Annotated in this window: 12 protein-coding genes and 1 pseudogene; 11 read left to right on the forward strand and 2 right to left on the reverse strand. The window is 72.4% G+C overall.

Annotated features, from left to right (window positions below; all coding sequences use genetic code 11):
* The first annotated feature begins 46 nt into the window (after positions 1 to 46).
* Complete coding sequence (locus tag ACFQMF_RS06495; RefSeq protein WP_256409327.1) at positions 47 to 1,723, forward strand: acyl-CoA mutase large subunit family protein; 1,677 nt, start codon at positions 47 to 49, stop codon at positions 1,721 to 1,723.
* Positions 1,724 to 1,772: 49 nt separating this feature from the next.
* On the opposite strand, the gene ACFQMF_RS06500 is transcribed toward ACFQMF_RS06495, so the two are convergent.
* Complete coding sequence (locus ACFQMF_RS06500; RefSeq protein ID WP_379791858.1) at positions 1,773 to 2,489, reverse strand: formate/nitrite transporter family protein; 717 nt, start codon at positions 2,487 to 2,489, stop codon at positions 1,773 to 1,775.
* A 331-nt stretch (positions 2,490 to 2,820) separates the two neighbouring features.
* Between ACFQMF_RS06500 and mce the strand changes: the two genes are divergently transcribed.
* The gene (gene mce / locus ACFQMF_RS06505; protein WP_256409328.1) at positions 2,821 to 3,207 is read left to right on the forward strand and encodes a methylmalonyl-CoA epimerase; all 387 of its coding nucleotides are present in this window, start codon (positions 2,821 to 2,823) and stop codon (positions 3,205 to 3,207) included.
* Positions 3,208 to 3,254: 47 nt separating this feature from the next.
* On the opposite strand, the gene ACFQMF_RS06510 is transcribed toward mce, so the two are convergent.
* Entirely contained in the window at positions 3,255 to 5,420 is a 2,166-nt protein-coding gene (locus ACFQMF_RS06510) for a S9 family peptidase (RefSeq protein ID WP_256409329.1), read from the reverse strand.
* Positions 5,421 to 5,501: 81 nt separating this feature from the next.
* Between ACFQMF_RS06510 and ACFQMF_RS06515 the strand changes: the two are divergent.
* From ACFQMF_RS06515 to ACFQMF_RS06555, 9 genes and pseudogenes are all read left to right on the forward strand, one after another.
* A pseudogene (locus ACFQMF_RS06515) lies at positions 5,502 to 5,699 on the forward strand (hypothetical protein); the annotation flags it as partial.
* A 107-nt stretch (positions 5,700 to 5,806) separates the two neighbouring features.
* Complete coding sequence (locus ACFQMF_RS06520) at positions 5,807 to 6,088, forward strand: 50S ribosomal protein L44e (protein WP_004050353.1); 282 nt, start codon at positions 5,807 to 5,809, stop codon at positions 6,086 to 6,088.
* 2 nt (positions 6,089 to 6,090) lie between these two features.
* A complete protein-coding gene (locus tag ACFQMF_RS06525; protein WP_256409330.1) occupies positions 6,091 to 6,264 on the forward strand; it encodes a 30S ribosomal protein S27e in 174 nt (57 codons plus the stop codon).
* A 17-nt stretch (positions 6,265 to 6,281) separates the two neighbouring features.
* Positions 6,282 to 7,082: a translation initiation factor IF-2 subunit alpha gene (locus tag ACFQMF_RS06530; RefSeq protein ID WP_256409331.1), complete on the forward strand. Its 801-nt coding sequence runs from the start codon at positions 6,282 to 6,284 to the stop codon at positions 7,080 to 7,082.
* A 38-nt stretch (positions 7,083 to 7,120) separates the two neighbouring features.
* Positions 7,121 to 7,306 carry an RNA-protein complex protein Nop10 gene (locus tag ACFQMF_RS06535; protein WP_256409332.1) on the forward strand — a complete coding sequence of 62 codons (186 nt, stop codon included), beginning with the start codon at positions 7,121 to 7,123 and terminating at the stop codon, positions 7,304 to 7,306.
* Positions 7,307 to 7,441: 135 nt separating this feature from the next.
* Positions 7,442 to 8,194, forward strand: a complete 753-nt coding sequence (locus tag ACFQMF_RS06540; protein ID WP_256409333.1) for a proteasome assembly chaperone family protein — start codon at positions 7,442 to 7,444, stop codon at positions 8,192 to 8,194.
* A gap of 96 nt (positions 8,195 to 8,290) precedes the next feature.
* Positions 8,291 to 9,457, forward strand: a complete 1,167-nt coding sequence (locus ACFQMF_RS06545; RefSeq protein ID WP_256409334.1) for a thiolase domain-containing protein — start codon at positions 8,291 to 8,293, stop codon at positions 9,455 to 9,457.
* Positions 9,454 to 9,954 (forward strand): Zn-ribbon domain-containing OB-fold protein, encoded by a 501-nt coding sequence (locus ACFQMF_RS06550; protein WP_256409335.1) that lies wholly within the window; start codon positions 9,454 to 9,456, stop codon positions 9,952 to 9,954. The genes ACFQMF_RS06545 and ACFQMF_RS06550 overlap by 4 nt, the downstream gene beginning before the upstream one ends.
* A gap of 73 nt (positions 9,955 to 10,027) precedes the next feature.
* Positions 10,028 to 12,766: a hybrid sensor histidine kinase/response regulator gene (locus ACFQMF_RS06555; RefSeq protein WP_256409336.1), complete on the forward strand. Its 2,739-nt coding sequence runs from the start codon at positions 10,028 to 10,030 to the stop codon at positions 12,764 to 12,766.
* Positions 12,767 to 12,855 lie beyond the last annotated feature (89 nt).

Raw genomic sequence — 12,855 nt, forward strand, 5'->3', positions numbered from 1 at the left:
CCGACTCTGAAAACTGTTAAGTCCCGCTCGGTCGACCGTTTCGGTAATGTACGACCCTGAGGAACTGGCCGCGATCCGGGAGGCGAAGGAGTCGTGGGAGGAGGGGACCTACGGCGAGACGGTCGACCGGTTCGGGGAGCGCAAGGAAGAGTTCACCACCGACACGGGCGGGCAGGCGGTCGACCCGCTGTACACTCCCGCCGACGTCCCCGACCACGACTACCGTGAGGACCTGGGGAACCCGGGCGAGGAGCCGTACACGCGCGGCGTCTACTCGACGATGCACCGCGGGCGGCTCTGGACGATGCGCCAGTACGCGGGGATGGGGACCGCCGCGGAGACGAACGAGCGGTTCAACTACCTCATCGAGGAGGGCTCGTCCGGGCTCTCGATGGCGTTCGACCTCCCGACGCAGATGGGGTACGACTCCGACGCCGCGATGGCCGAGGGCGAGGTGGGCCGGTCGGGCGTCGCCATCGACACCCTCGACGACTTCGAGACCGTCTTCGACGGGATCCCCTTAGACGAGGTGTCGACGTCGATGACGATCAACGCCCCCGCCGCTGTCCTCCTCGCGATGTACGTCGCGATGGGCGACGAGCAGGGCGTCCCGCGCGAGCAGCTCCGCGGGACGATCCAGAACGACATCATGAAGGAGTACATCGCGCGGAACCTCTACATCTACCCCCCCAAGCAGTCGATGCGGCTGATCACGGACATCTTCGAGTTCTGCGCCGCCGAGACGCCCAACTTCAACACGATCTCCATCTCGGGGTACCACATCCGCGAGGCGGGCTCGACGGCGGCCCAAGAGGTCGCGTTCACGCTCGGCAACGGGATCGAGTACGTGCAGGCCGCGATCGACGCCGGGCTCGACGTCGACGAGTTCGCCCCGCAGCTCTCTTTCTTCTTCAACGCGCACAACAACGTCTTCGAGGAGGCCGCGAAGTTCCGCGCCGCTCGGCGGATGTGGGCGCAGATCATGGACGAGCGCTTCGACGCGCAGAACCCGAAGTCGAAACAGCTGAAGTTCCACACCCAGACCGGCGGCTCCACCCTCACCGCCCAGCAGATCGAGAACAACGTCGTCCGCGTCGCCTATCAGGCGCTCGCGGCCGTCCTCGGTGGGACCCAGAGCCTCCACACCAACGGGAAGGACGAGGCGCTCGCGCTCCCGACAGAGAAGTCGGTCCGCACCGCGCTGCGCACCCAGCAGATCCTCGCGCACGAGTCGGGGGCGGCCGACACGATCGACCCGCTCGCGGGGTCGTACTACGTTGAGAGCCTCACCGACGGGATCGAGGAGGAGGCGTTCGAGATCCTGGAGGAGGTCGACCGCCGCGGCGGCATGCTGGAGGCGGTCGAGAGCCAGTGGGTCCAGCGGCAGATCCAGGACGTCGCCTTCGAGCGCCAGCGCGAGATCGAGGAGGGCGAGCGGATCATCGTCGGCGTCAACGAGTTCGAGGTCGACGAGGAGCCGGAGATGGACCTCGAAGAGGTCGACCCGGAGCAGGAGCGGAACCAGCGCGAGCGCCTGGAGGCGGTGAAGGCAGACCGCGACGGCGACGCGGTCGACGACGCGCTCGCGTCGCTGCGCGAGGCCGCCCGCGGCTTCGAGAACGTGATGCCCCACATCGTCGACGCCGTGAAGGCGTACGCGACGGTCCAGGAGGTCTCGGACGTGCTCCGCGACGAGTTCGGCGAGTACAAGCCGGGTCGCTGAGGCCGCTTCGAGGGCCGCCGAGACGGCCGGTCGGTCCCCGATCGGAGGGTCAGTCCGCGCCGCGGACCACGTGCTCGTACTTCAGCGCCGCGACGAAGATCCCGCCGCCGACGGCGTTGCCGACGGTCGCGAGCGCGAGGAAGGACAGGTAGTCGGTCACGGTGATCGCGGGCGAGACGAACAGCCCGAACAGGACCTCGACGTTGCCCGCGATCGAGTGCGGCAGGTGGAGCATCCCGATGGTGCCGGTCACGATCAGCACCATGAGCAGCCGGCCGGTCGTCTCTTGAGCGGCCGTGACGAGCCACGCCAGCAGCCCCATCAGCCACCCGGCGAACACCCCGCCGACGAACAGCCACCCCAGGTCGTGGCCCACGAGCTTGAGCGCGATCTCCTCGAACGCGATCGCCTCGACGACGCCGAGTCCTGGAGTCAAGAGGACGGCGAGCAGGGTGAAACAGAGCCCCCCGAGGAGGTTGCCGACGTACACCAGTCCCCAGAGGCGACCCAGCTGGCCGAGCGAGGCCTGCCGGTCCAACACGGGGATCACGGCGAGCATCGTGTGTTCGGTGAACAGCTCCGAGCGGCCGAGGATGACGAAGATGAAGCCGACGGAGTAGACGCTCGCGAGCAGCAGCTCGGTCCGGAGGTCGCCGTAGCCGCCGGGCGAGAGCGTCAGCACCACGGCCATCAACAGCGGGCCGAAGCCGATGTCGAGCCCCGCGGAGAGCCCGGAGAGGAACAGCCCCGACCGCTCGCGGTTCATCTCGTGGAGCGCGCTGTCGAGGATGGAGTCGAGGATCGTCCGCGACGTCTTCTGCTCGCCCGACGCCTCGGTCTCCTGTGTCGATTCCGCGTCCAGACGCCGCGCGGTCGCCGTGTCCTTTTGTTCGCTCACGGGAGTCCCGACTCCGCCTTATCGCTCGGGGTACCCAATCCTTTCCATCGGCGAACCTCGGCCGCGGCCCCGGGCCGAGTTCCGACCCGGCACCGACGCCGTCGACCCCGCGCCGGCGTCCCGTCGAGCCCCGCCGGTGCCTCCCCGTCTCCGCGTCCGGCGTGGATCGGTTTATACGGCCGCGTCGCGACGCTCCCGCATGCGCTTCGACCACGTCGGCGTCGCCGCCCGCGACGCCGCCGACCTCGCCGACCTGTTCGACGGCCTGCTCGACGCCCCGGTCGCCCACGAGGAGACGTTCGACGGGATGGCCGTCGTCTTCCTCGAACTCGACGACGGCGGCTACTTCGAACTCCTGGAGCCCGTCGACGGCGGCGCGATCGCCGACTACCTCGACCGGGAGGGACCGGGGATCCACCACGTCGCGCTCGCGACCGACGACGTCGGGGGGGCGCTCGACCGCGCCCGCGGGCTCGGCGTGGACCTCGTCGACGAGGCGCCGCGCCCCGGCGCGTGGGGCCACGAGGTCGCCTTCCTCCACCCGCGGTCGACGGGGGGCGTGCTCGTCGAGTTCGTCGAGCACTGAGGGCGGCGGGCCGTCACAGCGACGCGGGGCGCGGCCGACGCCGCGCCTCAGTCCCCCTCCTCGACCGCCGGGTCGTGCGCCTCGTACCAGCCGAGGATCTTCTCTAACCGGTGGATCGCGCGGTCGGGGGCGCCGACGTCGTGGTGCTCGTCCGGGTAGACGACGAGCTCGGCGTCGACCCCCCGCTTCCGGGCCGCGACGTACAGCTGTTCGGACTGGGAGGGCGGACAGCGCCAGTCCTCGCCGCCGGCCATCACGAGCAGCGGCGTCTCGATCTCCCCGGCGTCGAGGACCGCCGTCGCCGCGTCGTACGCCTCCGGCTCCTCCCACGGGAGCCCGTACTCCGCCTCGAACCAGGTGTGCGTGTCGTCGGTGCCGAACGCCGACCGGAGGTCGTAGATGCCGTGCTCCGGCGCCGCCGCCGCGAAGAGGTCGGGGCGCCGCGTGACGAGGAACCCCTGCGCGATCCCGCCGTACGAGAAGCCGTGGCCGAAGACGCGGTCGGGGTCGACCCAGCCGCGATCGGCGAGCGACGCGACGCCGGCCGCGACGTCGTCGACCTCGACGGTCCCCCACGCGCCCGTCAGCTCCGCGGTGAACTCGCGGCCGCGGGAGGTGCCGCCGCGGTAGTTCGGCCGGAGGACGAGGTACCCGCGGCTCGTCAGCGCGGCGTTCGCGAAGGCGAACTCGGGCTCGTCGTACGACGTCGGCCCGCCGTGGATCCCCACCACGAGCGGGTGGTCCCCGTCGGCGGGGTCCACGGCCGGGTCGTGGTAGACGATCCCGTCGATCGTCCAGCCGTCGGACTCCCACTCCACCCGGGTCGCCTCCGGCGCCGCGAACTCGTCGATCAGCAGCTCGTTGACCGCGGTGAGCCGCCGGAGGGAGTCGGGCTCCGCGGGCGGGTCGCCGAGGTCACCCCCGTCGTCGAGGGCGGCGACGTCGACCGCGTACAGGTCGGTCCCCTCGGTCGGGTCCGAGAGGACCGCCACCGCCGTCGACCCGTCCGCGGAGACGTCGAACCCGGCCAGCGCGCGGTCGCGCCCCTGCGCCGCGAAGACGCGCTCGGCGGTCCCGTCGGCCTCGGCGCGGACCAGCCGCGTGTGGCTCTCGTCGCCGATCGGAACGTAGACCGCGCCGTCGACCCAGACCGGCTCGCCGCCGCGCGTGACCGTCCGGTCGAGGTCGGCGGTGAGCGAGGCGACGGTCCCGGCGTCGTCCCCGCCGTCGCCCTCGTCCCGGTATGCGCTCCCCTCGTCCCCGCCGTCGACGAGGTACACCTCGGCCGGCGCGGGCGGATCGTCCGGGTCGTCGGCGACCGTCACCAGCTCGTCGGCGCCCGGGCGCCACGTCGGGACGCCGTGGGCGAGGTCGCCGCCGGTGAGCCGCTCGGCGTCGCCGCCCCCGGGCGACACCGCGTAGACATCGCGGACGGTGGTGTCGTCGGGGCGGTCGAGCCGACAGGCGGTGAACGCGATCCGACCGGTCTCTCCCCAGTGAGGCTCCATCCCGACGACGTCCTGGAAGGCGCCGCCGCCGTACGCGTCGTCGAGCCGCCGCGGGTCGCGCTCGGGGTCGTCGAGGTCGACGACGAAGAGGTACGGCGTCACCTCGTCGGTCCAGCCGACGCCGTTCAGCTTGTGCTGGAGCCGCGTCATCTCGATCGGCCCGCCCTCCTCGCGCACCCGATCGAGGTAGTCGGCCTCCCCGTCGGTCGGGTCGCGCGACTCGATCACCAGCCGGTCGCCCTCGGGCGACCAGTCGAAGTCGGCGACGCCCTCGTCGCGCTCGGTGACCTGTCTCGCGTCGCCGCCCAGGGCGAGGTCGAACAGCCACACCTGCGGCTCCGGCTCGTCGTCGCCGGCGGGCGCGTCTCCGTCTCCCTCCCCGGTGTCACCGTCGGTCTCGGCGTCCTCGTCGCCGTCCCGGTCCCGCCGCCCGACGCGTCGCTCGACGTCGCGGTCGCGGGCGGCCACGAACGCGAGGCGGTCGCCGTCCGGCCCCCACGCCGGCGCGGAGGCGCCCGACGCGCTCGTCAGGCGGTGCGGGTCGCGGGAGCCGTCCGTCGGGACGACGAACAGCGAGGTCACGGCCTCGTCCGCGCGCTGGTCGTACTCGGTGGCGGTGAAGGCGACGCGGTCGCCGGCGGGGGAGACGGCGACCTCGCCGACCTCCGTCAGGTCGTAGTAGGCGTCGAGCGGGAGTGCCGACATGGGCGCACCGAACGGCGGCCGGCGCAAATACGTTCGGGCCGCGGAGGCGGGCGGCCGACGGCGACCGACGCCGCGCCCGCGGGCGACGAGCCCGACGGGACCCCCGCTCACGACGCCCTGTTGAACGAGGGCCTCCCGATCGTCGGGAACCTCCGCGGGCTCGACGGGCTCCCGGCGCGGTTCCGGCTGTACGCGTTCCCGCTCCGCCTGCGGGAGGGAGACGGGTCGCCGGTGCGGGCCGTCGCGGAGTGGGAGGCGTGCGCGCGGCGGGAGGCGTGAGGAGACGGCGCGGCGGCGCGGACGCCGTGCGTCCCGATCGCCGGCCGGGAGCCAGACCAAACCCGTTTTAAGCGTCGGCGACGAACCGCGATTCAAGGTCGATATCCATGGAGATGCCACGTCGTTTCAACACGTACTGTCCGCACTGTGACTCCCATCAGGAGCACGAGGTGGAGAAGGTTCGATCGGGTCGGGCGACCGGAATGAAGCGGGACGCGCGCCAGCAGCGCCGCGCCCTCGCGACGATCGGCAACGCCGGCGGGTACTCGAAGGTGCCCGGCGGTGACAAGCCGACGAAGAAGACCCACCTGAAGTACCGCTGCGGCGACTGCGGCAAGGCCCACATGCGCGAGGGCTGGCGCGCCGGCCGGCTCACGTTCCAGGAGTAAGCATGGCGGGAGACTTCCACCGCGTCGCCTGCGGCGACTGCGAGAACGAACAGGTCGTCTTCGGCAAGGCCTCCTCCGTGGTGTCGTGCGCGGTCTGCGGCACGACGCTCGCGACCCCGACCGGCGGGGAGGCCGAGCTCCGCGGCGAGATCGTCGAAACCGTTGAGGCGCGGTAACCGCCTCTGACCCCCGTATGAAGTACAGCGGCTGGCCCGAACCCGGCGAGCTGGTGGTCGGCGACGTCGACGAGATCGCCGACTTCGGCGTCTTCGTCGACCTCGACGAGTACGAGGAGAAGCGCGGCCTCTGTCACATCAGCGAGGTCGCCTCCGGCTGGATCAAGAACGTCCGCGACCACGTCCGCGAGGGGCAGACGGTCGTCGCGAAGGTGTTGGAGGTCGACGAGTCGTCGAACCAGATCGACCTCTCGATCAAGGACGTCAACGAGCACCAGCGGAAGGACAAGATACAGGCCTGGAAGAACTCGCAGAAGGCCGACAACTGGATGCTCATCGCGCTCGGCGAGGACGTCGACGACGACCGCTACACCGCGGTCGCCAACGCGCTGCTCGCCGAGTACGACTCGCTTTACGACGCCTTCGAGGCGGCCGCGATCAGCGGCGCGGAGGCGCTCGACGGCGTCGACGTCGACGACGACGCCCGCGAGTCGATCGTCGAGGCCGCCCGCGACAACGTCTCCGTCCCGTACGTCGACGTGACCGGCTACGTCGACCTCGAGTCCGCGGCCCCCGACGGCGTCGACGACGTGAAGGCGGCGCTCGAAGCCGCCGAGGGCAACGGCGAGGTCCCGGACGGCGTCGACCTCGAAGTCGGCTACGTCGGCTCGCCGGAGTACCGGATCAAGGTCCGCGCGCCCGACTACAAGACGGCCGAGGACCAGCTGGAGGCCGCCGCGGCCCGCGCCCGCGAGGCCATCGAGGCCGCCGGCGGCGCCGGCGAGTTCCACCGCGAGCGCCGCGAGGACGACGAGTAACCGCCCGACGGCCCCGCTTTTTCCATCTCGCTCCGCCCGTGAAATCCGACATCCGCGTCTGCGCGAACTGGGAGACCGTTCACGACCGCCCGGTGTACACGCTCGGCGACAGCTGTCCCGACTGCGGCGGCCCGACCGCCAACAGCGCCCCCGCGCCGTTCGGTCCGGAGGACCCGTACGGCGAGTACCGGCGCCGGGCGCGTCGCCGTCGGGAGTCGGAGTAGGGCGTCTCTCGTCCGCGCCGCGCTTCGGCAGCGGACCCGCGACCGCCCCGACCGCGCATCCGCGACCCCTCCGGCCGAACGCCCGCGCCGCCGGAATAGCCACCCTCTTGTGACCGCCGCCCCGACGGACCCGGTATGGACGACATCGAGATCGACGAGGTGGCGACGCCGGAGCTCGACGACCCGGTGCTCATCGAGGGACTGCCGGGCGTCGGCCACGTGGGGAAGCTCGCGGCGGAACACCTGTTAGAGGAGTTCGACGGCGAGTTAGTCCGCCGGGTGTACACCACCGAGTTCCCGCCGCAGGTGAGCGTCGACGGCGACGGGGTCGCGTCGCTGACCTGCGCCGAGTTCCACGCCGTCGAGACCGACGGCGCCGACCTGCTCGTGTTGACCGGCGACCACCAGGCCGGCTCGAACGAGGGCCACTACACGCTCACGACGACGTTCCTCGATATCGCCGAGGAGTTCGGCGCCGACCGCGCGTACGCGCTCGGCGGCGTCCCGACCGGCGAGCTCGTCGAGGAGTACACCGTCCTCGGCGCGGTCTCCGACGGCGACCTCGTCGACGGGCTGAAGGACGCCGGCGTCGAGTTCCGGCCGGACGAGCCCGCGGGCGGGATCGTCGGCGTCTCCGGGCTCGTGCTCGGGCTCGGGGGGCGCCGCGGCGTCGACGCCGCCTGCCTGATGGGCGAGACGAGCGGCTACCTCGTCGACCCGAAGAGCGCCCGCGCGGTGCTGGAGGTGCTGGAAGCGGTGCTCGACTTCGAGGTCGACTACGAGAGCTTAGAGGACCGCGCCGAGGAGATGGAGGAGGTCGTCGGCAAGATCCGCGAGATGCAGGACGGCCCGGCGGTGCCCGACGACGACCTGCGGTACATCGGCTGAGTCGCCCCGAGCCGCGTCCCGGCCGCGGCCCGGCGGTCCCCCGCGAGCGCCACTCCTTCCGGCAACGATAAACCGGCCCCCGAGTATTCTCCCCGTATGACCGACGCACGCGTCGCCGGAGTGGGGCTCACGCGCTTCGGGAGCCACGCGGACCGCGCGGGACGCGACCTCTTCGCGACGGCCGCGGAGCGCGCGTTCGAGGACGCCGGCGTCCCGCGGGGGGACGTCGAGGAGCTGAACTACGGGAACTTCATGGGCGCGCTCGCCGAGCATCAGGGCCACCAGGCGCCGCTGATGGCCGAGGCCGCCGGCGTGTCCTGCCCCGCGACCCGCTACGAGTCGGCGTGCGCCTCCGCGGGCGTCGCGGTGCGCGAGGCCGTCCGGACCGTCGCCGCGGGCGACGCCGACGTCGTCCTCGCGGGCGGCATGGAGCGCATGACGAACCTCCCGACCGACGAGGTGACGGAGGGGCTCGCGATGGCCGCCGACGACCTGTTCGAGGTGCGGTCCGGCGTCACCTTCCCCGGCGCGTACGCGCTGATGGCGACCGCCTACTTCGGGGCGTACGGCGGGGAGCGGCGGGACCTCGCCCACGTCGCCTCGAAGAACCACGCGAACGCGGTCCCGAACGAGTACGCCCAGTACCGCCGGGAGGTGTCCGTCGACGAGGCGATGGACGCGCCGCCCGTCGCCGAGCCGCTCCACCTCTACGACGCCTGCCCGATCACCGACGGCGCGAGCGCGCTGGTGATCGTCTCCGCGGAGTACGCCGCCGAGCACGACGTGGACGCCCCCGTCGCGGTGACGGGGACCGGCCAGGGGACCGACCGCATGGCGCTCGCCGACCGCGAGCACCTCGCGCGCACGCCGGCGGCCGACGCCGCGGCCGAGGGCGCCTACGCGGCCGCCGGCGTGGGCCCCGAGGACGTCGACGTCGCCGAGGTCCACGACTGCTTCACCATCGCCGAGGTGCTCGCGACGGAGTCGCTCGGGCTCTTCGCTGTCGGCGAGGGGATCGACGCCGCCCGCGAGGGCGTCACGACCGCCGACGGCGACCTCCCGGTGAACCTCTCGGGCGGCCTGAAGGCGAAGGGCCACCCGGTCGGCGCGACCGGGGGCTCGCAGATCGCCGAGCTGACGCGGCTGCTCCGCGGCGACCACCCGAACAGCGAGCACGTCGCCGACGCCGAGGTCGGCGTCGCGCACAACGCCGGCGGGACGGTCGCCAGCGCGGTCGTCCACGTGCTGGAGGTGGCCGAATGAGCGACGACGGCTCGGGCGACGGCGCGGGAAGCGGGAACGGCGCGGAAAACGGGGACGCGGACGGCGACGAGGGGGACGTCGACCTCGCGGAGCGCGCGCCGACCCCGATCACCGACGCCGACCACGGCGAGTGGCTCGACGCGCTCGCGGCGGGCGAGGGGTACGCCCTGGTCTGCCCCGACGGCCACGGGTCGCTCCCGCCGCGGCGGATCTGCCCGGAGTGCGGGTCGGCGTCGCTCTCGCGGGAGCCGCTCGCCGACGCCGGCCGGGTCGAGACGTTCAGCGTCGTCCACGTCCCCTCGCCGCGGTTCGCCGGCGACGCCCCGTACGTCACCGCGGTCGTCGACCTCGGCCCGGTCCGAGCGACCGGCGTCCTGCGCGGCGTCGATCCCGAGGGCGACGCGGTCGACGTCGGGCTATCGGTCGCGGTCGGCGTGGAGGAGCGGGCGACCGACGGGGAGCCGCTGGTCGCCTTCCGGCCGGTCGACGACGCGTAGGGCCGACCGGCGCGCGTCGCCGGCTCGACCGCCCGACCAAATGGTTATACGCCCGTCACCTCTATCGCCCCTAATGACCGACCGGATCCGCGTCCTCCTCGTCGACGACGACCCCGACCTCGCGGAGGTGACCGGGTCGTTCCTCGAACGCGAGGACGATCGGATCGCGGTCGAGAGCGCTCCGAACGCGACGGTCGGACTGGAGCGGCTCGCCGAGGGCGGGATCGACTGCGTCGTCTCCGACCACGACATGCCCGGACCGAACGGGATCGAGTTCTTAGAGCGCGTCCGGGAGCGGGACGCCGACCTCCCCTTCATCCTGTACACGGGGAAGGGCTCCGAGACGGTCGCCAGCGAGGCGATCTCGGCCGGCGTGACGGACTACCTCCAGAAGGGCGGCGGCACCGAGCAGTACGAGATCCTCGCCAACCGGATCGCCGACGCCGTGTCGAAGCGCCGCGCCGAGCGCGAGGCCGAGCGGACCCGCACGCACCTGCGGGCGATCACCGACAACTCGATGGACGCGATCGTCACGATCGACGCCGAGAGCACGATCCTGTTCGCGAACCCGGCCGTCGAGCGGCTGTTCGGCTACGCGCCGGACGAGCTGGAGGGGGAGCCGCTGTCGACGCTGATGCCGGACCGCGAGGTGGACGACCACTACGAGGCGGTCGACCGCTACCTGGCGGGCGGCGACGCGACGACGGACTGGTCGGCGGTCGAGTTCCCGGGTCGGCACCGCGACGGCCGCGAGGTGCCGCTGTCGATCTCCTTCGGCGAGTTCGAGGAGGACGGCGAGCGGCGGTTCGTCGGGGTCATTCGAGACGTGACGGAGCGCGAGCGACACCGGGCGTTCGTCGAGCGCTCGAACGACGTCGTCGCCGCGCTCGACGCGGACGGGACGTTCCAGTACGTGAGCCCGTCCGTCGAGTCGATCGTCGGCTACGAGCCGGGCGACCTCCTCGGCGAGAACGCGTTCGAGTACGTCCACCCGGACGACCGCGAGCGCGTCCTCGACGCGTTCCGCCGGTCGATCACCGGGGAGACCGAGAACCCGACGATCGAGTACCGGTTGCGGCGCGCCGACGGCGACTACCTGTGGGTTGAGTCGGTCGGCAGCGACCGGCTCGACGAGCGCGGGATCGGCGGCTACGTGGTCAACACGCGGGACGTCTCCGACCGGAAGCGGCGCGAGGAGAAGCTGGCCCGCCTCCGCGAGTGGACGCGGGAGCTCAACTACGCCCGGACCGTCGAGGAGACGACGCGGCTGACGGTCGACGCCGTCGACGCCATCGTCGGCGCGGAGCTGAGCGGGATCCACCTGGTGAACGACGCGGGGACCGCGCTCGAACCGGTCGCGCTCGCCGAGTCCGTCCCGGCGTTCTTCGACGAGCGGCCGTCGTACGACCGGGACGCGCCTCCGGGGTCGCGCGCCGCGCTGGCGTGGGAGGCCTACCGGGGCGACGAGCCCGTGGCGATCGACGAGCTGTCGGCCTCGGACCGCCTCGACGAGGAGTCCCCGGCGGAGAGCCTCGTGCTCCACCCGATCGGCGACCGCGGGCTGTTCGTCATCTCCGCGTCGACGCCGGAGGCGTTCACCGACACCGACGTCCTCATCGCCGAGATCCTGGCGAACCACCTGGAGACCGCCCTCGACCGCGTCGACCGCGAGACGCGCCTCGAACGCCTCCACGACGCGACGCGGAGCCTGATCCGCGCGGACTCCAGGGAGGAGATCGCCGAACGGGTCATCGAGGCCGCCGCGGAGGTGCTCGGCTTCTCCGTGACCACCGTCCGGCTCTACGACGAGGACGCCGGCGGGCTGGTCCCCGTCGCCGTCTCGGAGGCGGTGAAGGGGGTCCTCCCGGAGCGGGAGGTGTTCACGCCCGACGGCGGGAGCCTCAACTGGGCGGCGTACGAGGCCGGCGAGGTCCGCCTGTACGACGACATCGAGACCGTCGACGCGGTCGATCAGGGCACGGGGCTCCGGAGCCTGCTGATCCTCCCCGCCGGCGAGCACGGGACGGTCTCGATCGGCGAGACCGAGCCGGGCGTCTTCGACGGCACCGACGAGTTCCTCGCGCGCATCCTCGCGACCGCGGCGGAGACGGCGTTCGACTCCGAGGCCCGGACCGAGCGGCTCCACCGCCGGAGCGCCGAGCTGGAGCGTCAGAACGAGCGGTTAGAGGAGTTCGCCAGCGTCGTCTCCCACGACCTCCGCAACCCCCTCAACGTGGCGCAGGGCCGTGTCGAACTGGCCCGGGAGGAGTGCGACTCGGTGCACCTCGACGCGGCCGCCAAGGCCCACGACCGGATGGACACCCTGATCAGCGACCTGCTCGCGCTCGCTCGCCAGGGCGAGCGCGTGAGCGAGACGGAGCCGGTCGACCTCGCCGCGGTCGTCGAGTCCTGCTGGCTGAACGTCGACACCGCGGACGCGACACTCGCCGTCGAGACCGACCTGACGCTGCTCGCCGACGCGAGCCGACTGCAACAGCTGATCGAGAACCTGATGCGTAACGCGGTCGAGCACGGCGGCGACGGCGTCGCCGTCGCGGTCGGCACGCTCGGCGACGGCGAGGGGTTCTTCGTCGCCGACGACGGGCCCGGGATCCCGCCGGACGACCGCGCCGACGCGTTCGACGCCGGCTACTCGACGTCGGCGGACGGGACCGGGTTCGGCCTCCGGATCGTCGAACAGGTGGCGACCGCCCACGGCTGGGAGATCCGCGTCACGGACGATCCGGAGCTGGGCGGCGCTCGGTTCGAGGTGAGCGGCGTCGACGTCGCGGAGCCGCCGGCCGACGAGTGAGGACGGCGGCGTCGCGGCGCGAGAGGCGGCGCCGCGGAGCGAGAAGCGGCGTCGCGGCCGGCACGCGTCGCCACAGGGCGAAGGGCGGC

This window comes from Halorubrum rutilum (assembly GCF_042665015.1).
In the GTDB taxonomy this organism is placed as follows: domain Archaea; phylum Halobacteriota; class Halobacteria; order Halobacteriales; family Haloferacaceae; genus Halorubrum; species Halorubrum rutilum.

What these genes read in the sequence shown, in the direction of transcription:
- ACFQMF_RS06530 (WP_256409331.1), top strand. Translation starts at nt 6,282, where the DNA reads ATGAAGTACAGCGGCTGGCCCGAACCCGGCGAGCTGGTGGTCGGCGAC.
- ACFQMF_RS06550 (WP_256409335.1), top strand. Translation starts at nt 9,454, where the DNA reads ATGAGCGACGACGGCTCGGGCGACGGCGCGGGAAGCGGGAACGGCGCG.
- ACFQMF_RS06520 (WP_004050353.1), top strand. Translation starts at nt 5,807, where the DNA reads ATGGAGATGCCACGTCGTTTCAACACGTACTGTCCGCACTGTGACTCC.
- ACFQMF_RS06540 (WP_256409333.1), top strand. Translation starts at nt 7,442, where the DNA reads ATGGACGACATCGAGATCGACGAGGTGGCGACGCCGGAGCTCGACGAC.
- mce (WP_256409328.1), top strand. Translation starts at nt 2,821, where the DNA reads ATGCGCTTCGACCACGTCGGCGTCGCCGCCCGCGACGCCGCCGACCTC.
- ACFQMF_RS06545 (WP_256409334.1), top strand. Translation starts at nt 8,291, where the DNA reads ATGACCGACGCACGCGTCGCCGGAGTGGGGCTCACGCGCTTCGGGAGC.
- ACFQMF_RS06555 (WP_256409336.1), top strand. Translation starts at nt 10,028, where the DNA reads ATGACCGACCGGATCCGCGTCCTCCTCGTCGACGACGACCCCGACCTC.
- ACFQMF_RS06510 (WP_256409329.1), bottom strand. Translation starts at nt 5,420, where the DNA reads ATGTCGGCACTCCCGCTCGACGCCTACTACGACCTGACGGAGGTCGGC.
- ACFQMF_RS06495 (WP_256409327.1), top strand. Translation starts at nt 47, where the DNA reads ATGTACGACCCTGAGGAACTGGCCGCGATCCGGGAGGCGAAGGAGTCG.
- ACFQMF_RS06500 (WP_379791858.1), bottom strand. Translation starts at nt 2,489, where the DNA reads ATGAACCGCGAGCGGTCGGGGCTGTTCCTCTCCGGGCTCTCCGCGGGG.
- ACFQMF_RS06525 (WP_256409330.1), top strand. Translation starts at nt 6,091, where the DNA reads ATGGCGGGAGACTTCCACCGCGTCGCCTGCGGCGACTGCGAGAACGAA.